This window comes from Ensifer sp. Root558 (assembly GCF_001427045.1).
Lineage (GTDB): Bacteria > Pseudomonadota > Alphaproteobacteria > Rhizobiales > Rhizobiaceae > Ensifer > Ensifer adhaerens.
Genome location: NZ_LMGC01000001.1, coordinates 106,764 through 128,124 on the forward strand (window position 1 = coordinate 106,764; position 21,361 = coordinate 128,124).

The following is a 21,361-nucleotide window of genomic DNA, read 5'->3' on the forward strand; positions in this document are numbered from 1 at the left end:
ATGACCACGCTGCAACTGAAGAATATCGTCAAGCGCTACAAGAGCCAGACGGTTCTCGACGATCTTACGCTTGACGTCGCCGACGGTGAACGGCTGGTGCTCTTCGGCCCCTCCGGCGCCGGCAAGACCGTGCTGCTCCGGCTGGTTGCCGGCGTTATCGAGCCGGACGAGGGCAGGGTGCTGATCGGCGGCGAGGACATGACCGATGTCGATGCCGAACATCGCGGCGTCGGCATGGCATTCCAGAACTTCGCGCTCTTCCCGCACATGAGTGCCTTCGACAACATTGCAAGCCCGCTGACGGCGACGCGATCGTCGAAGGAGAAAATAGCGGCAGGCGTGCAGAAGGTCGCCAAGCTCTTAAAGATCGACCATGTGCTGACGCATCACCCGAAGGCACTGTCGAACGGTCAGAAGCAGCGCACGGCACTTGCCCGTGCGCTTGTCGGCTCGCCGCCGCTGCTTCTCCTCGATGATCCCTTGCGCAACGTCGACGCGAAGCTCCGCTTCGAGATGCGGCTGGAACTGCCGCGACTGCTCGCAGCGCAAGGCGCCACCGTCGTCTACGTCACCCAGGACTACAAGGAGGCGATGGCGCTCGGCGACCGGATCGCGGTCATGGCCTCAGGCCGCATCCGCCAGATCGGCACGCCGCAAGAGATCTACAACGCGCCCGCCGACATCGAGATCGCACGGCTCTTCGGCGATCCGACGATCAACCTGCTGGATGTCACGCCGCAGCGCAGCGGCGGAGACGCCTTCGTCGAGCTCTCGAATGTACGGGTGCGGCTCGGCGACTATGGCGCCGATGTCGTCGGCAGTCCGTGCGTTATCGGGCTCAGGCCGGAGGCGATCAGTTTCGTCGATGCGGCAGCACCTGGCGCCATTCCTGTGACGGTCGAGGCGGAAACGCCGCTCAACGAAAAGACCGTGACGCTGGCGCTGACGGCACGCGGCCGCGAAATCCTGGTGTCGCGTCCGGCCGGCACGCCTGGTCCGACCGCCGGACCTGCCCATATTGCCGTCAATGGCGCGCAGGCCTTTCTCTTCGACAAGACGAGCGGCGCTCTTTTGCCGCGCGCCGACCTTGCAGCCAAGCGTAATGGAGAAGCGGCATGACCGACACCGCTCTTTTGATCAAGGACGTCGACAAGTTCTACGGCCCCGTCGACTTCGGCGTGCATGCCGTGAAGAAGCTGAACATGGATGTGCGAAAGGGCGAGATCATCGCTTTGCTCGGCTCCTCCGGATGCGGCAAGACTTCGACCTTGCGCATGATCGCCGGCTTCGAGGCGGTCTCGCGCGGAACGATCTCGCTTGCAGGCAAAGAGGTCCAGACGCTGCCGCCGGTGCGCCGCAACGTCGCCATGGCATTCGAGGGCTATTCACTCTATCCGCCGCTGACGGTGCGCGAGAACATCGCCTTTGCGCTGAAGGCCTCGAAGCTCTCGCAGGGCGTCGTCGACGAGAAGGTGGCCAGTATCGCCAAACTGCTCGAAATCGAGGACATTCTCGGGCGCTATCCGAGCTCGATCTCCGGCGGCCAGCAGCAGCGCGCCTCGCTCGGGCGGGCGCTGATCCGCGACGCCAACCTGCACCTGCTCGACGAGCCGATGGGACAGCTCGAGCCGCAGCTTCGGGCGCTGCTTCGCGGCCGCATCAAGCACTTCATCAAGGAGCGCGGGCTGACGGCGATCCTCGTGACCCACGACCAAACCGAAGCGAACGCGCTTGCCGACCGCATCGCGGTCATGGAGGGCGGCGTGCTGCAACAGTTCGATACGCCGCAGAAGATCAAGGAGCGGCCGGCCAATCTGTTCACCGGCACCTTCGTCGGCGAGCCGCCGATGAACGTCTTTGAGGCCAGCGTCACCGGCTCGGACAGCAAGATGGCCTTTGGGCTCAAGGACGGCGTGCGGCTCGAATATGCGGCGTCGGATTTCTCGCATGCGGTGCGCGACGAACTCATCAAGCGGCAGAAGGTGGTGCTCGGAATCCGGCCCTATTCGGTGCGCCGCAGCGCTGATGGTGTGACGGGCCGCGTCGCCGTCAACCAGTGGCTCGGCGACCAGACCCATATCGCCGCGGACTTTGCCGGCGGCACCATGGTGCTGGTCGAGCACGATCGCACGGAGCTCGATGTCGGCCAGCCGATCGGCATTCATCTCGATCCGTCGAGCCTGCATGTGTTCGATGGCGAGAGCGGACGGGCGATCAGTCACGGACAGGAGCTCGCCTGATGCGGGACATCCTCATCGGCATCGATGCGGGGACGTCGGTCATCAAGTCGGTGGCCTTCGATCTCACCGGCCGGCAGATCGCCACGGCGGCACTACCGAACGCCTATGAGGCCGTAGGCCGCGCCGGCAGCGTGCAGGACCTCGACCGCACCTGGGCCGACGCGGCAACGACGCTGAAGCAGCTCTCCGACAAGATCGAGAACCTCGCCGGCCGTGTCGCTGCGATCGCCGTGACCGGTCAGGGCGACGGCACATGGATGATCGACAAGGCCGGCGTGCCGGTCGGCAAGGGCTGGCTGTGGCTCGACGCGCGCGCCGGCGAGACCGTCGAGCGGCTGCGCGCCGACAGCGGCGATATCGCCCGCTTCGAAAGCACCGGCTCGGGCCTTGCCGCCTGCCAGCAGGGGCCGCAGCTTCGCTGGATGCGCGACCATGCGCCCGAGATGCTCTCAGGCGTCGCCACCACCTTCCACTGCAAGGACTGGCTCTATTTCAAGCTGACGGGCAAACGCGCCACCGATCCCTCCGAGGCGAATTTCAGTTTCGGCAATTTCCGCAGCCGCAGCTATAGCGACGATGTCATCCGCTTTCTCGGCCTTGAAAAGCTGAAGCATGTGCTGCCCGAGATCGTCGACGGAGCGGCGACCCATCATCCGCTGTCGGCGGAAGCGGCCGGGATCACCGGGCTCACCGAGGGCACGCCCATCGTGCTCGGCTACGTCGATGTCGTCTGCACAGCCCTTGGCGCCGGGCTCTACGATCCGGGCACCGATACCGGCTGCTCGATCATCGGCTCGACCGGCATGCACATGCGGCTCGCCAATGGCGCCGACGATGTGCGGCTGAACCGGGACTTGACCGGCTACACCATGTGCATGCCGATCCCCGGCGCCTATGCGCAGATGCAGTCGAACATGGCCGCGACGCTCAATATCGACTGGATCCTCTCGCTGGCCTCAGGCCTCTTGAAGGGCATGGGGGTCGAGAAATCCAAGAGCGAGTTGCTCGCTTTTGTCGACGGCTGGCTGGCCGATGCCAAGGACACGCCATTGATCTTCCAGCCCTATATCTCGGAAGCCGGCGAGCGTGGCCCCTTCGTCGACGCGACGGCGCGGGCGTCCTTCGTCGGGCTGTCAATCACCCACGGCTTTCCCGACATGGTAAAGGCGGTGTTCGACGGGCTCGCCATGGCGGCGCGCGATTGCTACGCCGAGATGGGGCCGCTTCCAGGCCGCATCCGGCTGACGGGGGGAGCTGCCCGCAGCGCCTCGCTCCGCCGCATCCTCGGTGCTGCCCTTGGCGCCAGCGTCCAGACGAGCGAGCGGGAAGAGGCCGGTGCTGCCGGTGCCGCGATGATCGCCGCCGTCTCGCTCGGCATCTATCCCTCGATGGCCGATTGCCTCGGCGATTGGGTGACGCCCTATCAGCGCCCCGCGGAGGCCGCCGATCCGGCGCTTGCCCGCCGCTACAACGAACTCTTTCCCACCTACCAGCAGTCGCGCACAGCGCTCAGGCCCGTCTGGCACGCACTCTCCCAAGGTGCGGCCGCGGGAACTCAACAGGAAACATCGAAATGAAGAAGATAGCCATTATCGGCGACCGGTTCATGCTGCCGGACGTGTTTCGCGACAAGATCGTCGAGGCGACCGGCAACGGCCATGACATCCGCACGCTCGAACTGCCCTGGCCGGATGTGCCGATGGAGCACGGCTATGCCGTCGAGGGCATGGACGGGCTCAAGGAATATCTCGGCAAGCCGGAGGACATTATCGACTTCATCGGTGACGCCGAGATCCTGGTGACGCAGCTGGCGCCTCTGTCGCGCGGAATGCTTCAGGCACTGCCCGGCTTGAGGCTCGTCGCCGTCTCGCGCGGCGGTCCTGTCAACATCGACATGGGGGCCGCACGCGATGCCGGCGTTCGCGTCGTCAACACGCCCGGCCGCAATGCCAACGCCGTTGCCGAGTTCACGCTTGGTGCCATTCTCGCCGAAACGCGGCTGATCCGCACCGGCCACGAAGCCTTGCGCAAGGGCGAGTGGCGGGGCGATCTCTACCGCGCCGATCGCACCGGTCGCGAGCTCTGCGAAATGACCGTCGGCGTCATCGGCTACGGCAATATCGGGACCAAGGTGGTGCGCCTTTTGCGCGCCTTCGGCACCAAGGTGGTGGTGCACGATCCCTATGTGCAGCTCTCGGCCGATGATCTGAACGCCGGCGTCGAGCAGGTGTCGCTCGACACGCTTCTCTCCCGTTCCGATGTCGTGACCCTGCATCCGCGCGTCACGGAGGAGACGCGCAACATGATGAACGCCGAGACCTTCGCCAGGATGAAGCCGGGCGCGATCTTCGTGAACACGGCGCGCGGTCCGCTCTGCGACTACGACGCCCTTTATGAGAACCTGGTGAGCGGCCATCTGTCGGCGGCGATGCTCGAAACCTTCGCGATCGAGCCGGTGCCGAAAGACTGGCCGCTGCTGCAACTGGCGAATGTGACGCTGACGCCGCATATTGCCGGCGCCTCGGTACGCACCGTCACCTTCGCCGCCGAAATGGCGGCCGAGGAAGTCCGCCGCTACATCGCCGGTCTGCCGCCGGTCAATCCGTGCTGATGACAGGAGCAACGATGGTGAGTTCCGAGACCGGAATATACGATCTGTTCGTCGTCGGCGGCGGCGTCAATGGTGCGGGCATCGCGCGCGATGCGGCCGGGCGCGGGCTCTCGGTGCTGTTGTGCGAAAAGGACGACCTGGCGCAGGGCACCAGCTCGCGCTCCGGCAAGCTGGTGCATGGCGGCCTGCGTTATCTCGAATATTACGAGTTCCGGCTGGTGCGCGAGGCGCTGATCGAGCGCGAGGTGCTTTTGGAGTCCGCGCCGCATATCATCTGGCCGATGCGCTTCGTGCTGCCGCATAACCCTCAGGACCGCCCGGCCTGGCTCGTCCGGCTCGGGCTGTTCCTCTACGACCATCTCGGCGGGCGCAAACGCCTGCCGGGCACCCGCAGCCTCAACCTTGCGACGGCGCCCGAGGGCGCGCCGATCAAGCGCGATTATCGCAAAGCGTTCGAATATTCCGACTGTTGGGTCGATGACGCGCGCCTCGTGGTGCTCAACGCGCTCGATGCCACTGCTCGTGGCGCCCGGGTGTTGACCCGGACCGCCTGCAGCGCGATCCGAAGGCGGGACGGGCTCTGGTTTATCGAGATGACCGACACGCGCACCGGCGCCAAGACCGAGGCGAGGGCGCGCTGTGTCGTCAACACCGCCGGTCCGTGGGTCAACGACGTCATCGGCCGGATCGGGGGCCTGAACTCCACCCGCAGCGTGCGCCTCGTCAAGGGCAGCCACATCGTCGTGCCGAAATTCTGGGAGGGGCGGCAGGCCTATCTGGTGCAGAACCCGGACAAGCGGGTCATCTTCATCAATCCCTACCAGAACGACCTGGCGCTGATCGGCACGACGGATATCCCCTACGAAGGCCGTCCGGAGGACGTGACCGCCGACGGCAACGAGATCGCCTATCTCTTGAAATCGGTGAACCGCTACTTCAAGCAGCAGCTGACGTCGGACGATATCGTCTACAGCTTCTCCGGCGTACGACCGCTCTATGACGACAATGCCGAAAACCCCTCGGCCGTCACCCGTGACTATATTTTCGAGGTCGATGCGACTGACAACCAGGCGCCGTTGCTCTCGGTCTTCGGCGGCAAGATCACCACTTTCCGCAAGCTTTCCGAACATGCGCTGGAGCGGCTGAAGCCGTTTTTCCCCAAGATGGGGCCGGCCTGGACGGCGAAGGCGCATCTGCCGGGCGGCGACATGGCGGCGGCCGATTTCGATCTGTTCCTGGGTGAGTTGAAGGCGCGCTATCGCTGGTTGCCATCGGATCTCGTCAAACACTATGCGCGGCTCTATGGCACCCGCACGCATGCGCTGCTTGCCGGCGCTACATCGCTTGATGATCTCGGCCCGGCTTTCGGTTCGCTCTTTCGCGAGCGCGAGGCGCGTTTCCTCATCGAAAACGAATGGGCGCTGACGGCGGACGACATTCTCGACCGGCGCACCAAGCATGGCCTGCACATGACGCCGGCCGAGCGGCAGGCCTTTACTCATTGGCTGGACCGCCAGCAGGCCGCGGCCTGAAGGAGAACGGATGCGAAGTCTGGAATTCGAAGCGCTTCTCGATCTTTCGGCCCGCGTCGGGGCGGATCCGCTGCTGGTGCAGGGGGCGGGCGGCAATACCTCGATCAAGGAGGGCGGTACGCTCTGGATCAAGGCCTCGGGCCTGTGGCTGGCGCATGCGCGCCAGCGCGACGTCATGGTGCCGGTGGCACTCGAGCCCTTGCTCAATGCGTTGGAAGCGAACGACCCGGCAACCGAGAAGGCGCAGGATTTCGTGATAACCGAGCGCAACCCTTCGGGCCTGCGCCCCTCGATCGAAACCACCGTGCATGCGCTGATGCCGCAGAAGGTGGTGGTGCATGTGCACTGCGTCGAGACGATCGCGACGGCGGTGCAGACCAACGGTGCGGCGATCACTGCTGAGCGGCTTGCCGGCTACCCCCATGTTTTCGTGCCCTATGCCCGCCCGGGCCTGCCGCTTGCAAGAGCAATCGCTGAGCGGATGCAGGACAACACGTCGGTTCTGATCCTCGGCAATCACGGCCTGGTCGTCGCCGCTGAAACCGTGGTCGACGCGGCGATCCTGCTCACCGACATTACCCGCCGCCTGACCGGCACGCGTCGGCAGGCGCTGGCCGCCGATCTCGCGTCGCTCGGTCGGCTTGCGGTCGACAGCGATTACCGGCTGCCGGAGGACATTGCCCTGCATTCGGTCGCCGCCGATCTCGACAGTTGCCGGCTTGCTGCCGGCGGCAGTCTCTATCCCGATCATGTCATCTTCCTCGGCAAGGGGGTGTCGGTGGCCGCGCCCGGCGAGACCGCGCTTTCGATCGAGACGAAGCGGCGTGCGAGCGGCGACAGCCTGCCGCCCTTGCTGCTCTTCCCGGGCAAGGGCGTGCTCGTGCAGAAGGAGATTTCTGCCGGTGCCTTCGCCATGGCGCGGTGCCTTGCCGACGTGACGGCACGCATTCCAGCGGACGCACGGTTACGTTACCTGACCGAGGCGGAGAACGCCGAGCTTCTCGGCTGGGACGCCGAGAAATACCGCCAGCAGCTCAACCGCGCCGGACAGGTGCTGCAATGAGCGGTGACAATCGCAAGCTGGTCGTCGGCATCGACCTTGGCACCTCTGGCGCCCGTGCGGTCGCGATGGCGGCGGACGGCACGGTCGTGGCATCGGGTGCAGCGAAGCTCTCGGCTTTTTCTGCGGATCACCGCGATCCGATCGGCTGGTGGAAGGCCGTGCAGGCGGCGCTCGAAGAAGCGCTTGGGGGTACCGACAGGCAGAAGGTCGTTGCACTTTCGATCGACGGTACATCGGGCACGATGCTGCCGGTCGATCATGCGGGCGCGCCGTTGGCAACGCCTATGATGTACAACGACCCGGTTGCCGACCGCGCACCGCTCGATGCGGTCTCTGCCTATGCGCCGCGCGAAAGTGCGGCCCATGGCGCCACATCCGGCCTTGCCAAGCTTCTCGCTTTCCAGACTGTGCCGGGCGTGTTCCGGGTGATCCATCAGGCCGATTGGCTGGCCGGGCATTTCACCGGGCTCTACGATGTCTCCGACGAGAACAATGCGTTGAAGACCGGCTACGATCCCGTGTCGCGGTCCTGGCCGGATTGGATGGAAAAGACCGGCGCCCGCGTCGAACTGCTGCCGGATGTGCTGCCGGCTGGTGCGCCGATCGCGACGATCTCGCCGGAAGCGGCCGGAGCCTTCGGGCTTTCAAGCGAGGTGGTGGTCGTTGCCGGCACCACGGACGGATGCGCCTCGTTTCTCGCCACTGGCGCCGATCAGCCGGGCGACGGCGTCAGCGCGCTCGGCACGACGCTGACAGCGAAGATGCTGTCCGACCGTCCGCTGTTTGCGCCGGAATACGGGCTCTACAGTCACCGCATCGGCGAGATGTGGCTCGCCGGCGGGGCGTCCAATACGGGCGGGGTGGTGCTGGCCGAGCATTTCTCGCCGGAGCGGATCGCTGCACTTTCGGCCGGGATCGATCCGGCCGTCGACACCGGGCTCGATTATTATCCGCTGGTGAAGCCCGGCGAGCGCTTCCCAATCGCCGATCCGGATTTCGCCCCGCGCATGAGCCCGCGGCCGGCCGATGACGCGACCTTCCTCAAGGCAATCTTCGAGGGCATCGCCGGCGTCGAGAGCCTCGCCTATCAGCGGCTGGCGTCGCTTGGCGGACCGGGGCTCCGATCGCTTCGCAGTGTCGGCGGCGGCGCCAAGAACGCGGCCTGGAGCGCGATCCGGGCGCGCAAGCTCGGCGTGCCGTTCCTGCCCGTCCTGTCCGAGGAGGCGGCGGCCGGCACGGCACGGCTGGCGCTGGCCGGTGCCAGAAAGGCTGGTGTGCTGTGACGTTTGCTCAAACGACTGCGATAGCGAGGCTTGGCGAGATTGCCGATCGCTACGACGCCTTCCTGATCGATCAGTTCGGCGTGCTGCGCGATGGCCGCGGGCCCTATCCGGGTGCGGCCGAAACGCTGGTCAAGCTGAAGGATGCGGGAAAGCGCATCATCATCCTCTCGAATTCCGGCAAGCGCTCGGCGGAAAACGACCGTCGCCTCGTCGATCTCGGTTTCGTCGCGGGGAGCTGGGATTGGTTCCTGACCTCGGGCGAGGTCGCCTGGCAGATTCTCAGGCGGGAGGGCGAGGGTGCCACCGGTGGGCGGCGCAAGTGCCTGCTGATCAGTCGCGACGGTGACCTCTCGCCGCTGACGGGGTTAGACCTCGAACGCACGACCAGTGGTGCCGATGCCGATTTCGTGCTGCTCGCCGCGAGCGAGGGCGATGTCCATCCGCTTTCCCACTACGAGGCGCTTTTGGCGCCGGCCGCCAGACGCGGCGTGCCCTGCCTGTGCACCAATCCGGACAAGGTGATGCTGATCAAGGAAGGTACCGCCTTCGGCGCCGGGCGTATCGCCGAGCTCTACGAAGAGCTTGGCGGCAGTGTGCGCTGGATCGGCAAGCCCTTTGCCGACATCTATGCAGCCGCGCTGGAATTCCTCGGCCATCCGGATCCGACGCGTGTCTGCGCGATCGGCGACAGCATCGAGCATGACATTGCCGGTGCCGCGAGCGCGGGACTTCGCTCGATACTGGTGACGACGGGGATCCTGGAGCGCGCCTCGGACGCGGAGCGCCGCAAGCTCTTTGCCGAACACGGCGCCAACCCCGATTTCATCCTTCCGAAATTTCTCTGGTAGCCGGGAGTAAGGTCGTGGCCTTCACGCTGTCGCTCAACACCAATCCGCTGGTCAACCGCTTCGCCGAGCCTGACGACCTGATCGACACGATCGCCGAGAAGATCCGCATCGGCTACGTTCAGCTCACCCACGAGTTCGTCAATCCCGGCTGGCCGGCGGCAACGATCGCCAAGACCGTCAGGCAGTTTCGTCGGGCGCTCGACCGTACCGGCGTGAAGATCACCTCCGGCATGACCGGCCCCTATGGTCGGCTCAATCATTTCGGCCATCCGGACCCGGATGTCAGGCGCTACTATGTCGACTGGTTCAAGACCTTCGCCGATATCTCCGCCGATCTTGGCGCCTCGGGCATGGGCACGCAGTTCGCGATCTTCACGCTTCGCGATTACGACGACCCGTCGCGGCGCGAGGCGATGATGCGGATCGCCATCGATTGCTGGCGCGAAGTTGCCGAGCACGGCAAGGCGGCGGGGCTCTCCTATGTCTTCTGGGAGCCGATGTCGGTCGGGCGCGAGTTCGGCCACACGATCGAGGAATGCCGTGCGCTCGACCGGCGGCTCGCCGAAGCCCATTTGCCGATCCCGATGAAGATGATGGTCGATATCGACCACGGCGACGTCACCTCCGACAACCCCAACGACATCGATCCCTATGCCTGGGCGGCGGCGTTCCCTGAGCGCTCGCCGATCATCCACATCAAGCAATCCTCGATGAACAAGGGCGGTCATTGGCCGTTCACCGCCGCCTACAACCGCGACGGCCGCATCACGCCGGAGAGGCTGATCGGCGCGGTCAAGGCCGGTGGCGGCACCGACAACGAGATCTGCCTGGAGCTTTCCTTCCGCGAACGCGAGCCGACGGACCACAACGTCGTCGAGATGATCCGGGAGTCGGTCGAATTCTGGGAGCCGCATATCGATACGGGCTTCAATCGCACAGAAAAATCACACTGAAAGATCACAAAATCACGTTAGATAAATTGAAATATCACAAATAGGTGTTACCTTCTCACGGTGAGCGTGGTCGAGGCTGCGCGGGATCGGGACCGAGACGATGAAGCCGGAAGACAGGCGACAGGCGATCATGGATGTGTTGATGGAGGCCGGAACGGCCTCCGTCGAAGACCTCTCCTTGCGCTTCGGCGTCAGCAAGATGACAGTGCATCGCGACCTCGACGACCTCGAGCAAGCGGGCCTCTTGCGCAAGGTCCATGGCGGCGCCTCGATCCAGTCGAGCCCGCAATTCGAAAGCGATTTCCGCTACCGCGAAAAGATCGCCATCTCCGAAAAGCGGCGGATCGCCGAACATGCGGCGAGCCTGATCGAGCCGGGGCAGAGCATCCTCATCGACGACAGTTCGACCACCGGCGCGATCGCCGATTGCATCCGCGACATCCGGCCGCTGACGGTCATCACCAACAATCTCGGCGTGATCACCAGCCTCTCAGGTGCTGCGGGCATCAACGTCATCGCGCTCGGCGGCCAATACAGCAAGAAGTTCAACGGCTTCTTCGGCATCGTCACGGACGAGGCGCTGCGGTCGCTGCGCGTCGATATCGCCTTTCTCTCGAGTTCTGCCATCGAAGGCACCACGGCCTTCCACCAGGACCAGGAGGTGGTGCAGGCCAAGCGCCTGATGGTGAAGGCGGCCAAGCGCAAATACCTCTTAGTAGACCACGACAAATTCGGGCGCTCTGCGCTCCATTTCCTGACCGGGCTCGATTCCTTCGACGCGGTGCTGACCGGCGCTGAAGTTTCGGCCGAACATGCCGCACCGCTCGAAGAGGCAGGCATCCGGCTGGTCAGGATCGACAATCTCAAGGAGAAAGCATGAGCAAGTCAGGCCTGTGGGTCGGCACCAGCTGGAAGATGAACAAGACGCTTGCCGAGGCGATGGTCTTTGCCGACGGCCTGGCGGCTGCCGACGCTTCGCGCGACGACCGCATCCAGCGCTTCGTCATTCCGCCGTTCACGGCGGTGCGTGAGGTCAAGGCGCGACTTTCCGGCACCAGCGTCAAGGTCGGCGCGCAGAACATGCATTGGGACGATGCCGGCGCCTGGACCGGCGAGGTGTCGCCGCTGATGCTTGCGGATTGCAACCTCGATGTGGTCGAGCTCGGCCACAGCGAGCGGCGCGAGCATTTCGGCGAGACCGACCGCACCGTCGGCCTGAAGACGGCAGCCGCCGTGCGCCATGGTCTGGTGCCGCTGATCTGCATCGGCGAGACGCTTTCTGAGCGCGAAGCGGGCGAGGCGGATCAGGTGCTGAAGCGCCAGGTCGAAGGCGCGCTGGCACTTCTCGAAGGCGCGGCGAAGAAGGCGACGATCCTGCTGGCCTACGAGCCGGTCTGGGCGATCGGCGTCAACGGCATTCCGGCGACGGCTGACTATGCCGACGAGCGCCACAAGCGCATCGCAGAGGTGGCGGAAGCCGCCCTCGGCCGTCGCGTGCCGGTGCTCTACGGCGGCAGCGTCAACCCCGGCAATTGCGAAGAACTGATCACCCAGGCGCATATCGACGGCCTCTTCATCGGCCGCTCCGCCTGGGACGTCACTGGCTATCTCGACATTCTGCAGCGTGTCGCCAAGGCGATCTGAGCCCCGGCCGTTGCAGCTCAAGAAGAACGAAAGGAACAATCATGAAGATTGCAATCGGAGCCGACAGCGCCGGCAAGCCCCTGCTGGATGTCATAGCCGCCCATCTCGGTGGCCGCAGCGACGTGGAAGTCGTGGATCTCAGCCAGTCCGGCTTCTATGCGGACCTCGCACAGAACCTGGCGCAGCAGGTTGTCGAGGGCAAGCATGACCGCGGCATACTGTTCTGCGGTACCGGCATCGGTGTATGCATCTCGGCCAACAAGGTGCCGGGCATCCGCGCGGCGCTGACGCACGACACCTATTCGGCCGAGCGGGCCGCCAAGTCGAATAACGCCCAGATCATCACCATGGGCGCCCGCGTCATCGGTCCGGAGCTGGCAAAGTCGATCGTCGACACCTGGCTCGCGTCCGAGTTCGACCCGAACGGCTCTTCAGCCGGCAATGTCGAGGCGATCAATCGCCTGGATGCCGCAAGAGCCGGTTGAGGGAAGGGGCGGGCGGCTTGCCGTCTGCATCCGGTTCCCGGTTCAAGGCCTACCTTATCTCGCGATGCCGTTGATCCTCCCTCAGGCATCGTGACGACACGCCCGGCAGCGATGCCGGGCGTTTTCATGTCCGGTCTCCCGCTTCGCCTTGACGAAGCTTCTGCAAATATTTGAATATTCTTGCGGATCGTCAATTGAAGGGCGTCGCCGCATGAGTGAAACCACCCCGACCGAGCCGCATCAAAGCGCGCACCACCATGTGGCGCGCATGAGCGGTCGCGACACGCATGAACATCACAGGACGGCGACGACGCTCGAACTCTTGTTCGACCTGACCTTCGTCATCGCCTTTAGCCTGGCGGCTTCGCAGCTTGCTCATTTCCTGGCCGAAGGGCACTTCTTTTCCGGCCTCTTCGGCTTCGCGCTTGCGACCTTCTCCATCTGCTGGGCCTGGATCAATTTCAGCTGGTTTGCCTCCGCCTACGACACGGACGACTGGGTATTCCGCATCGTCACCATGGTGCAGATGGTCGGCGTGCTGATCCTTGCGATCGCCCTGCCGCCAATGTTCGAATCGATCGACAAGGGTGAGCATCTCGACAACGGCATCATGGTGCTCGGCTATGTCGTCATGCGGGTGGCAATGCTCTTCCAATGGCTGCGCGCCAGCCGGCAGGACCCGGCCCGACGGGATGCCTGCATGGCCTATGTCAAAGCAATCAGCCTCGCCCAGCTTGGCTGGGTCGTTCTGATCTTCTTCGATTTCTCGCTGCTGGTGACCTTCGTCATGGTCGTGGGGCTGACGGCGATCGAGATGCTGGGCCCCTATGTCGCCGAGATGCGCTACGGCGGAACGCCCTGGCATGCCCATCACATCGCCGAGCGCTACGGGCTGCTCGCGATCATCGCGCTTGGGGAAGGGGTGGTCGGCACGGTCGCCTCAATCTCCGCCGTGGTCGAAGGGCAGGGCTGGAACCTCGATGTCGCGCTCGTCTGCCTCGCCGGTACGGGGCTCACCTTCGGCATGTGGTGGATCTATTTTCTGCTGCCGAGCGCCGAGATCCTGCACCGGCACCGTCAAAAACGCTCCTTCGTCTGGGGCTACGGCCACATGCCGATCTTCGCCTCGATCGTGGCGACTGGCGCCGGCCTGCATGTGGCGGCCTATTACATCGAGCACAAGGCGCATATCGGCTCGGTCGCAACGGTGCTGACCGTTGCGGTGCCCGTCGCGTGCTACATCGGGCTGCTCTATGCGATGTACGCCTATCTTATGCAGCAGGTGGAGCGGTTGCATCTCTGGCTGCTCGCGGGCACGGCAGTGGTGCTGGCCGCGTCAGTGGTCGCGGCCATGGCCGGGCTCGACATGGCCAAGTGCCTGATCATCCTGATGCTCGCGCCCGTCGTCACCATCGTCGGCTACGAGGTGGCGGGGCACCGGCACCGCGTGGCGGCACTGGATCGCAGCCTGCGCAAGAACGAGGCTGCGCATTGATTTTGCGAGTCGAAACAGCGCGTTGCCGGCTCAAGCTGGTGAGCCGATTCAGGTGGTTCAGAGGTTGATTCAAGCGCAGCGTTTGGCGCTGTTCGCCCCTGCCGCTGCCCCCTCACGCTAGCCTTCTCCCCGCAGGCGGGGAGAAGGTGGCCGGCAGGCCGGATGAGGGGCATTCCCCTCACCGGGCGGATGAGGGGCGAGCCTTCACCGGGCGGATGAGGGGCGAGCCAACCTCAAGCGCATCTCGCCGATCAGGCGTTGACGAGCGCCAGCTTGGCGCGGGCGTCGAGGATCTGGGCGCAGGCGTTGGCCGCCTCCGTACCCTTGGTAACGAAGTGCTCGCGGAAGAAGGCGATCAGCGGTTCGCTTTCCTGGAAATTGTGCGGCGTCAGTACGGCGGAAAGCACCGGCACATTGGTGTCGAGTTGCACGCGCATCATGCCGTCGAGCACGGTGCCGGCGACGAAATCGTGGCGGTAGATGCCGCCGTCGACGACGAAGGCGGTGCCGAGGATCGCGGCATAGCGGCCGGTCTTGGCCAGCGTCTGCGCATGCAGCGGGATTTCGAGCGCGCCGGGTACGTCGAAGATCTCGACGTCGGCGGCCGACCCGCCAAGCTTCGTCCATTGCGTGACGAAGGCATCGACGCAGCGGCCGACGATATCGGCATGCCAGCGGGCACGAACGATCGCGATCTTGGCGGCGGGGTGGGAAAGAATGGTCATGGTCTCAAGCCTTTCAGGGTTTGGCGTTTTCCAATGATCCCGTCGGGCGAACATGCATGCGCGCGAGGTCCCGTCGCGGGGACCCACGTTGCTGCTTGCTCTCTTCCATCCGGACTGTGACCGTCGGCTCCGGATTCTGACCGGATCTGCTGACCCCCAGGGCGAAACCCTGAGGCGCTCGCGGGCTTCGGCCTTTCGGCCGCTACCGCCGGTGGGGAATTTCACCCCGCCCTGAGAACAACGCGACTATATAGCGCGACCGCGCGCGGTCAAACGCACGGTGCGACGAAAATGCCAGAAATCACGACAGATTTTTCCAGTGTTTGGAGCCATCGGAAGAAATCGTTCCGATGGCGTCAATCGGCCTACTCCCGAATGACCAGCAGGTCCTTGGCGGCAAAGCGCAGCGTGACGTTGTCGCCGGAAACCGGCGGGGCCACACCCGGATTGTTGAACATGTCGAAGGAGATGACGTCGCCGCCGACGCGAAGGCGCGTGCGGATGACCGAGCCGAGGAAGCTCGTCGAGACGACCTCGCCGGCAAGCGACGTGTCGCCCGTGGCGCCCTCGGCGATCGAGCCCGCTTCGGGACGAAGCGCCAGCGATATGCTGTCGCCGCCCTTCATGCCGGCAATCGGATCCTTCAGCGCGATCTGCTGGTTGCCGATCGTGACGGCACCCGCGGCCGGGTCCGCGACCTTGCCTTCGATGATGCTGAGCGTGCCGACGAAGGAGGCGACGAAACGCGTTGACGGCGTGTTGTAGATTTCGAAGGGGGTGCCGATCTGGTCGGCGCGGCCGGCATTCATGACGACGATGCGATCGGAGATCGACAGCGCTTCTTCCTGGTCATGGGTCACGAACACGGTGGTGATGCCGAGCTGTTGCTGGATCTGCCGGATTTCCTCGCGCAGCGACACGCGGATTTTGGCGTCGAGCGCCGACAGCGGCTCGTCGAGCAGCAGCACCTGCGGCTTGACCGCAATGGCGCGGGCAAGCGCAACGCGCTGCTGCTGACCACCGGAGAGCTGGTAGGGGAAGCGGTCCGCCAGGTGCTCGAGCTTGATCAGCCCGAGCATCTGCTTCACCCTCGCGTCGATCTCCGACTTGTCTGTACCTGCGACCTTGAGGCCGAAGGCGACGTTGTCATGCACGTTCATGTTGGGAAACAGCGCATAGGCCTGGAACACCATGCCGATGTTGCGCTGGTTGGGCTTCAGCGAGTTCTGGTCGCGGCCGTTGATGACGATCTTGCCGCTGGTCGGGCTTTCGAAGCCGGCGATCATGCGCAGGACCGTGGTCTTGCCGCAGCCCGATGGCCCGAGGAACGAGACGAACTCGCCCTTTTCGATGTCCATGTTGAAATCGTGCACGACGTGAACCGGGCCGAAGGACTTCTTGATGCTGGTGAGTGACAGGAAACTCATGGGTGCGGTCCTCAGGCCTTAGGAGGCGCGCTTTTTTGAAAGCGCGAGACGAGCTGGATGAGGCCGAGGCAGCCCCAGGTGATGCCGAATGCAATGACGGCGAGTGCGGCCGGTTCATAGGCGCGGTTGGCGCCCAGGAGCTGCATGTAGGGGCCGAAAGCCGGGCGGTTGAGCAAGGCAGCCATGGTGAACTCGCCGATGACGATGGCAAAGGTCAGGAAGGCGCCCGAGAGCACGGCGACGAGCACGTTCGGCAGAATGATCTTGGCAAGGATCGTCGTCCATCCGGCGCCGAGGCTTTGGGCGGCCTCGGTCAAGGTGGCGACGTCGATGGTGCGAAGGCCGGTGTCGACCGCGCGGTACATGTAGGGCAGCGCAAGCGTCGCATAGCCGAACATCAGGAGGATGTTGGTGCCGGTGAGCGAGCCCGTCAACGGCAGCCAGCTCGAGGTGTTGTAGAGCCGGATGTAGCCGAAGACGATGACGATCGCTGGGATGACCAGCGGCAGCAGCGTTATGAACTCGATGACGGGGCGCAGCCGCGGCAGCTTGAGGCGGACCCAATAGGCTGTCGGCACGACGAGCAGAACACCGAAGAGGATGGTGAACAAGGCCTGCAGCACCGAATAGGTGAAGGTCTCCTGGAAGCGCGGGTCGGCGAAGACCTTCTGGTAAGCGTCGAAGGAGTATTCGCCGCGGCGCATCTTCAAGGAGAAGTTGGTCATGCCAATGAGCGGCAGGGTGAAATAGAGGAGGCCGAAAACGAGGGCTCCCCAGGCCCAGATCTTCTTCATTTCAGCCACCTTTCGCTGCGGCTGCGCAGCCAGATGTAGATCGCGTTGGCGATACCGGTGACGACGATCATGCCGAAGGCGAGCGCGTAACCGAGATGCGGGTTGCCGAGCACGTCGCCGCGGATCTGGGCAAAGAGCAGGATCGGCACGATCGAGAGCGACGAGCCGGTGAGTGCGATCGCGGTCGCAACGGCGCCGAAGGCATTGGCGAAAAGCAGCGCCAGCGTGCCGAGCAGCGACGGAAGCAGGATCGGGAAGGCGACCATGCGCCAGTATTGCAGGCCGGTGGCGCCGAGGATCTCGGCGGCCTCGCGCCATTCGCGCTTCAGGCCGTCGAGTGCCGGCGTGATGATCAGGATCATCAGCGGGATCTGGAAGAACAGATAGGTGACCGTCAGCCCCCAGAAGGACAGCAGGTTGAAGCCGAGCATCCGGAGGTCGAGCCCGAAGTTCGAGCGCAGGAAGACGGTGACGATGCCGACAGGTCCAAGCGTCGCGAGAAAGGCAAAGGCGAGCGGTACGCCGGCGAAGTTGGAGGCGACGCCGGAGAAGGTCAGGAGCGGTCCGCGGATCCCCTTCGGCAAGCCGCCGAAGACGATGGCGGACGCCATGGCAAAGCCGATCAGGCAGCCGAGAAGCGCCGAGGCGATGCTGATCTTGATGGAGATCCAGTAGGCAGCCAGAATCGAGGGCGTGAACAGGCCGCGGATGTTGTCGAGCGTGAAGCTGCCATCGGGCGTCTGAAACGCGCCGACCACGATCTTCATCGTCGGCAAAAGCAGGAACAGCGTCACGAAGGCGGCAAAGGGAAGAATGCCCAGCCAGTGAAGCGGTAGGCGACGCGCCGGCGGGCTGGCGTCGGGTTTAGCAGATGACATTCCGTTCGCGCCCCTGAAGCCGCGTTTTCCACGCGGGCGTTATCGATTGTTGCAAGCAAGAAGCGGGAAACCGACGAAGCCGCGCACGGCTCCCAGATCTCGCTCCAAGGACTTGAATTTCTTACGAATAACCTATGCGCCCCGACCGGAAAACCGGTCGGGGCGACATGTCTGTGGAAAGGCTTACTGAACGTTCGCGCCGACGACGGAATCCCAGCCGCCGGTGACGGCAGCCTTGTTGGCGTCGACTTCTTCGAGCGTCGGGAAGTAGGCCTTCTCGTAAGCGGCTGCCGGCGGCAGGGCGTCGATCAGCTCCTGCGGAACCTTGCCGGCCTTGACCATGGCGTTGAAGCGGGTCGGGTGGCAGAAGCCCTTGAGCCAGCCGAGCTGACCTTCGTCGGAGTAGAGGTGCTCCATCCACAGCTTCGCTGCGTTCGGGTGCGGCGCGTAGGCCGAGATGCCCTGAACGTAGACGCCGGCGAGAACGCCGCTGGCCGGAACGACGACTTCGGTCGGCGGGTTGCCGTTGAGGGTCTTTGCCCAGCCGAGCGCGTTGTAGTCCCAGGCAACGACGATCGGGGTCGAGCCCTGGGCGAGCGTGCCCGACTTGCCGATAACCGGAACGAAGTTGCCGGCCTTGTTCAGTTCGGCGAAGTAGCCGAGACCAGCTTCACCGGCTTCCTTGCCGGACTTTGCGCCCTTTGCGAGACCAGCGGCGAGAACGCCGAGGATCGCCTGGTTCGAGGCGCGGGGGTCACCGGCGAGAGCAACCTGGCCGGCATATTCCGGCTTCAGCAGATCAGCCCAGTCCTTCGGTGCGTTCTGGACGAGGTCCTTGTTCACGAGGAAGGACATGACGCCGTAGTAGTCGCCGTACCAGTAGCCTTCGGCGTCCTTGACGCTGTCCGGGATCTCGTCCCAGGTGGAGACCTTGTAGGGCTGCAGCAGGCCTTCGGCCTTCATCTGCGGGCCGAAGGCGAGACCGACGTCGACGACGTCAGGCGCCTGCGGGCCCTTGTTGTCCTTGTTGGCCTTGACGGCTTCGACTTCGTCGGCCGAGCCTGCGTCCGGGTTCAGTTCGTTGACCTGGATTTCCGGATACTTGGCCTTGAAGGAGGCGATGACGTCGCCGTAGCCGCACCAGTCGTGGGGCAGGGCGACGGTCGTCAGCATGCCTTCCTTCTTGGCGGCTTCGATGAGCTCGGCGCTCGGTTCGGCAGCGGCGATTGCCGTCGTCGCCAGGAAAATGGCGGTGGAGAGCGAAAGCAGGCGTTGGGTTTTTGAAATCACTGGAGTTCTCCTTATGGGTTTAGTCAAATTCGTTGGGTTTCAGTCGATTTCGGCGAAGCTGTTAAAGAGATGCGATGAAAGTAATGTGACAGGGGTTTATCCGTTCGCGCCGCGTATGTCGTTGGAAGAACATTTCTTTTTTGGCTTCGGCGGGCCACTGTCGCATAACTGCATGAAATCCTGTGAACGTGTCGGCGAATTCTCCTAGACCGGTTTGCGAAAGATGCGGGTGGAATCGAACAGGCCCTCGAGCGTCTTCATCCGATCCCGGGTTTCGTCCCAGTTCGAACTCTGAACGGCCTCGATCAGAGCCTCGATCAAGAACAGGATGACGACGGAACTGTCCCAGGCCGAGGGCACCTCGATCTGCGAGCGAAACACCCTTGAGGCGGACTTGGCGACCGGCGAACTCCAGCGATCGGTAAAAAGGATGATCTCGACACCCCGCTCGCGGGCGGATTTGGCAAGCGTCACCATCTCCTGCTCGTAGCGGCGGATGTCGAAGAGAATCAGCACGTCGCCCTGGCGCATGTCGAGCACGTAGTGCGGCCAGGCGCTGGCATTGGTGGCGATTTCGGTGACCCCCGGCCGAATGACCTGAAGGTGGGTGAAGAGATAATCGGCGAGCGAGCGGGTGATGCGGCCGCCGAGCAGATAGATGCTGCGCTTGCGGTCGGCGATCAGCGCGGCCGCCTCGTCGAATTCCTGCGGCTCGATCTGGGTCAGCGTCTCGCGCAGATTGCTGGTGATCGCGTCGGCAAAGCGGTTGAGCGTGTGGGTGCCGGGCGCATTGGCCGCCCAGCGGTCGTGCTTGGTGATCGGATTGGAAATCGTCGCTTCCAATTCCTGATGCAGCCTTGCCTGGAAATCCGGAAAACCGCGGAAACCGAGCTTCTGCACCATGCGGGCGACCGTCGGTGTCGAAACGCCGGCGTTCTCGGCAACCGTGGTGATCGAACCGAGTCCCGAAACGGGATAATTGTCGAGAAGCGTCTCTGCCAATTGCTTCTCCGCGCGGGTCAGCACGGTGAAGTGGGCGTTGATCACATCCGACACGGTGGTGGACGTCGCCTTGCTGCTCAAATTGTCTCCCCTGAACCGATCTTAAGCCGGTTTGTGACAGATTAAACATCGCTGTCACAATTGGAGTCAATCGCAATTTTGAAGAGATCGTTTCAGATTTTGATTGACATGCGTCATCCTCTGAAGAATTCTTTTCATTAACGAACGTCTAACGGGGCAAGAGGGGATGCCGGTGTTGACGCGACTTTTGACCGAAGCAGATGGCGATCCGGTTGCGATCGAGAACGCCGCAGGCAAAGGCGATATTGTGCTCGTCTGCGAGCATGCCTCGCGCCTCGTTCCCGAACGGCTGGGCACGCTTGGCCTCAGCGAACAGGCGCTCGAAAGTCATATTGCCTGGGACCCGGGTGCGCTTGCGGTTGCCAAGCTGCTCGCAACAAAGCTCGACGGGTCCCTGATCTACCAGCGCTTCTCCCGCCTTGCCTATGACTGCAACCGACCGCCGGAAGCGGACGCGGCGATGCCTGCTGTCAGCGAGGTCTACGAGATCCCGGGAAACCGGACGATGTCGGCCGACGAGCGCCAGGCGCGGGTCGACGAGATCTATCGGCCGTTCCACGATGCCGTCGCCCGGTTCGTATCCGATCGCAAGGCCGCGGGACGCCCGCCTGTTCTCGTGACGATGCACAGTTTCACGCCCGTCTATTTCGGCAAGCCGCGCGCCGTCGAAGTCGGCGTGCTTCACGATGCCGACAGCCGGCTTGCCGACCATATGCTCGCGACTGCCACCAAGGGGCAGGTTGCCTACGACATCCGGCGCAACGAGCCCTATGGGCCGGCCGACGGCGTTACCCATAGCCTGATCGAATATGGCGTCCACAACGGACTGCCGAATGTGATGATCGAGATCCGCAACGATCTCATTCGCAATGACATCGGCCAAAGGGTCATGGCCGATTACCTGGAAGGGCTGCTGCGCAAAGGCGCTGCGGCTGTTTCAGCACAATAAAAGACCCTGGGGAGCGGCGTTGCCGCGGTCCTGTTCCGGCCAACCGGGGCAGGTGGTTGAT

Annotated in this window: 20 protein-coding genes and 1 riboswitch; of the genes, 14 read left to right on the top strand and 6 right to left on the bottom strand. The window is 64.0% G+C overall.

Going from position 1 to position 21,361, the window contains the following annotated elements:
* From ASD63_RS00550 to ASD63_RS00610, 13 genes are all read left to right on the top strand, one after another.
* Positions 1–1,119, top strand: coding sequence for an ABC transporter ATP-binding protein (locus tag ASD63_RS00550; protein WP_034792200.1), 1,119 nt, complete (start codon positions 1–3; stop codon positions 1,117–1,119).
* Positions 1,116–2,240 (top strand): ABC transporter ATP-binding protein, encoded by a 1,125-nt coding sequence (locus tag ASD63_RS00555; protein WP_034792202.1) that lies wholly within the window; start codon positions 1,116–1,118, stop codon positions 2,238–2,240. Before ASD63_RS00550 ends, ASD63_RS00555 begins: the two co-directional genes overlap by 4 nt.
* Entirely contained in the window at positions 2,240–3,817 is a 1,578-nt protein-coding gene (locus tag ASD63_RS00560) for an FGGY-family carbohydrate kinase (protein ID WP_034792204.1), read from the top strand. The genes ASD63_RS00555 and ASD63_RS00560 overlap by 1 nt, the downstream gene beginning before the upstream one ends.
* Entirely contained in the window at positions 3,814–4,851 is a 1,038-nt protein-coding gene (locus ASD63_RS00565; RefSeq protein WP_034792206.1) for a 2-hydroxyacid dehydrogenase, read from the top strand. Before ASD63_RS00560 ends, ASD63_RS00565 begins: the two co-directional genes overlap by 4 nt.
* 14 nt (positions 4,852–4,865) lie before the next feature.
* A complete protein-coding gene (locus ASD63_RS00570) occupies positions 4,866–6,383 on the top strand; it encodes a glycerol-3-phosphate dehydrogenase (RefSeq protein WP_090425622.1) in 1,518 nt (505 codons plus the stop codon).
* A 10-nt stretch (positions 6,384–6,393) separates the two neighbouring features.
* Positions 6,394–7,446: a class II aldolase/adducin family protein gene (locus tag ASD63_RS00575; protein WP_034792208.1), complete on the top strand. Its 1,053-nt coding sequence runs from the start codon at positions 6,394–6,396 to the stop codon at positions 7,444–7,446.
* The gene (locus tag ASD63_RS00580) at positions 7,443–8,729 is read left to right on the top strand and encodes an FGGY-family carbohydrate kinase (protein WP_060528748.1); all 1,287 of its coding nucleotides are present in this window, start codon (positions 7,443–7,445) and stop codon (positions 8,727–8,729) included. The genes ASD63_RS00575 and ASD63_RS00580 overlap by 4 nt, the downstream gene beginning before the upstream one ends.
* Complete coding sequence (locus ASD63_RS00585; protein WP_210339096.1) at positions 8,726–9,577, top strand: TIGR01459 family HAD-type hydrolase; 852 nt, start codon at positions 8,726–8,728, stop codon at positions 9,575–9,577. The genes ASD63_RS00580 and ASD63_RS00585 overlap by 4 nt, the downstream gene beginning before the upstream one ends.
* Before the next feature lie 14 nt (positions 9,578–9,591).
* A complete protein-coding gene (locus ASD63_RS00590) occupies positions 9,592–10,530 on the top strand; it encodes a TIM barrel protein (RefSeq protein ID WP_060528749.1) in 939 nt (312 codons plus the stop codon).
* Between the two features lie 100 nt (positions 10,531–10,630).
* Positions 10,631–11,410 (top strand): DeoR/GlpR family DNA-binding transcription regulator, encoded by a 780-nt coding sequence (locus tag ASD63_RS00595; RefSeq protein ID WP_034792214.1) that lies wholly within the window; start codon positions 10,631–10,633, stop codon positions 11,408–11,410.
* Positions 11,407–12,174, top strand: coding sequence for a triose-phosphate isomerase (locus tag ASD63_RS00600; RefSeq protein WP_034792216.1), 768 nt, complete (start codon positions 11,407–11,409; stop codon positions 12,172–12,174). The genes ASD63_RS00595 and ASD63_RS00600 overlap by 4 nt, the downstream gene beginning before the upstream one ends.
* 41 nt (positions 12,175–12,215) lie before the next feature.
* Entirely contained in the window at positions 12,216–12,659 is a 444-nt protein-coding gene (locus tag ASD63_RS00605) for an RpiB/LacA/LacB family sugar-phosphate isomerase (protein ID WP_034792218.1), read from the top strand.
* Positions 12,660–12,870: 211 nt separating this feature from the next.
* Positions 12,871–14,154 carry a low temperature requirement protein A gene (locus ASD63_RS00610; RefSeq protein ID WP_034792246.1) on the top strand — a complete coding sequence of 428 codons (1,284 nt, stop codon included), beginning with the start codon at positions 12,871–12,873 and terminating at the stop codon, positions 14,152–14,154.
* A 251-nt stretch (positions 14,155–14,405) separates the two neighbouring features.
* Here ASD63_RS00610 and ASD63_RS00615 read toward each other — a convergent pair whose 3' ends face one another.
* The 6 genes from ASD63_RS00615 to ASD63_RS00640 all read right to left on the bottom strand — a co-directional run bounded on the left by ASD63_RS00615 (position 14,406) and on the right by ASD63_RS00640 (position 20,351).
* Positions 14,406–14,879 carry a 6,7-dimethyl-8-ribityllumazine synthase gene (locus ASD63_RS00615; RefSeq protein ID WP_034792248.1) on the bottom strand — a complete coding sequence of 158 codons (474 nt, stop codon included), beginning with the start codon at positions 14,877–14,879 and terminating at the stop codon, positions 14,406–14,408.
* A gap of 93 nt (positions 14,880–14,972) precedes the next feature.
* A riboswitch (FMN riboswitch) is annotated at positions 14,973–15,122 on the bottom strand.
* 122 nt (positions 15,123–15,244) lie between these two features.
* Positions 15,245–16,306: an ABC transporter ATP-binding protein gene (locus ASD63_RS00620; RefSeq protein ID WP_034792269.1), complete on the bottom strand. Its 1,062-nt coding sequence runs from the start codon at positions 16,304–16,306 to the stop codon at positions 15,245–15,247.
* Positions 16,307–16,317: 11 nt separating this feature from the next.
* Positions 16,318–17,100 (bottom strand): ABC transporter permease, encoded by a 783-nt coding sequence (locus ASD63_RS00625; protein WP_034792271.1) that lies wholly within the window; start codon positions 17,098–17,100, stop codon positions 16,318–16,320.
* A complete protein-coding gene (locus ASD63_RS00630; RefSeq protein ID WP_034792273.1) occupies positions 17,097–17,978 on the bottom strand; it encodes an ABC transporter permease subunit in 882 nt (293 codons plus the stop codon). The genes ASD63_RS00625 and ASD63_RS00630 overlap by 4 nt, the downstream gene beginning before the upstream one ends.
* A 183-nt stretch (positions 17,979–18,161) precedes the next feature.
* Positions 18,162–19,268, bottom strand: coding sequence for an ABC transporter substrate-binding protein (locus tag ASD63_RS00635; RefSeq protein ID WP_034792275.1), 1,107 nt, complete (start codon positions 19,266–19,268; stop codon positions 18,162–18,164).
* 204 nt (positions 19,269–19,472) lie between these two features.
* Positions 19,473–20,351: a MurR/RpiR family transcriptional regulator gene (locus tag ASD63_RS00640; RefSeq protein ID WP_034792277.1), complete on the bottom strand. Its 879-nt coding sequence runs from the start codon at positions 20,349–20,351 to the stop codon at positions 19,473–19,475.
* A gap of 175 nt (positions 20,352–20,526) precedes the next feature.
* Between ASD63_RS00640 and ASD63_RS00645 the strand changes: the two genes are divergently transcribed.
* Positions 20,527–21,300 carry an N-formylglutamate amidohydrolase gene (locus ASD63_RS00645; RefSeq protein WP_082566243.1) on the top strand — a complete coding sequence of 258 codons (774 nt, stop codon included), beginning with the start codon at positions 20,527–20,529 and terminating at the stop codon, positions 21,298–21,300.
* Positions 21,301–21,361: the final 61 nt, after the last annotated feature.

Excerpts from the sequence above, each read along its gene's own strand:
- ASD63_RS00565 (WP_034792206.1), top strand. The coding sequence starts at position 3,814 with ATGAAGAAGATAGCCATTATCGGCGACCGGTTCATGCTGCCGGACGTG.
- ASD63_RS00600 (WP_034792216.1), top strand. The coding sequence starts at position 11,407 with ATGAGCAAGTCAGGCCTGTGGGTCGGCACCAGCTGGAAGATGAACAAG.
- ASD63_RS00620 (WP_034792269.1), bottom strand. The coding sequence starts at position 16,306 with ATGAGTTTCCTGTCACTCACCAGCATCAAGAAGTCCTTCGGCCCGGTT.
- ASD63_RS00625 (WP_034792271.1), bottom strand. The coding sequence starts at position 17,100 with ATGAAGAAGATCTGGGCCTGGGGAGCCCTCGTTTTCGGCCTCCTCTAT.
- ASD63_RS00570 (WP_090425622.1), top strand. The coding sequence starts at position 4,866 with ATGGTGAGTTCCGAGACCGGAATATACGATCTGTTCGTCGTCGGCGGC.
- ASD63_RS00575 (WP_034792208.1), top strand. The coding sequence starts at position 6,394 with ATGCGAAGTCTGGAATTCGAAGCGCTTCTCGATCTTTCGGCCCGCGTC.
- ASD63_RS00605 (WP_034792218.1), top strand. The coding sequence starts at position 12,216 with ATGAAGATTGCAATCGGAGCCGACAGCGCCGGCAAGCCCCTGCTGGAT.
- ASD63_RS00615 (WP_034792248.1), bottom strand. The coding sequence starts at position 14,879 with ATGACCATTCTTTCCCACCCCGCCGCCAAGATCGCGATCGTTCGTGCC.
- ASD63_RS00630 (WP_034792273.1), bottom strand. The coding sequence starts at position 17,978 with ATGTCATCTGCTAAACCCGACGCCAGCCCGCCGGCGCGTCGCCTACCG.
- ASD63_RS00560 (WP_034792204.1), top strand. The coding sequence starts at position 2,240 with ATGCGGGACATCCTCATCGGCATCGATGCGGGGACGTCGGTCATCAAG.
- ASD63_RS00595 (WP_034792214.1), top strand. The coding sequence starts at position 10,631 with ATGAAGCCGGAAGACAGGCGACAGGCGATCATGGATGTGTTGATGGAG.
- ASD63_RS00550 (WP_034792200.1), top strand. The coding sequence starts at position 1 with ATGACCACGCTGCAACTGAAGAATATCGTCAAGCGCTACAAGAGCCAG.
- ASD63_RS00610 (WP_034792246.1), top strand. The coding sequence starts at position 12,871 with ATGAGTGAAACCACCCCGACCGAGCCGCATCAAAGCGCGCACCACCAT.
- ASD63_RS00580 (WP_060528748.1), top strand. The coding sequence starts at position 7,443 with ATGAGCGGTGACAATCGCAAGCTGGTCGTCGGCATCGACCTTGGCACC.
- ASD63_RS00555 (WP_034792202.1), top strand. The coding sequence starts at position 1,116 with ATGACCGACACCGCTCTTTTGATCAAGGACGTCGACAAGTTCTACGGC.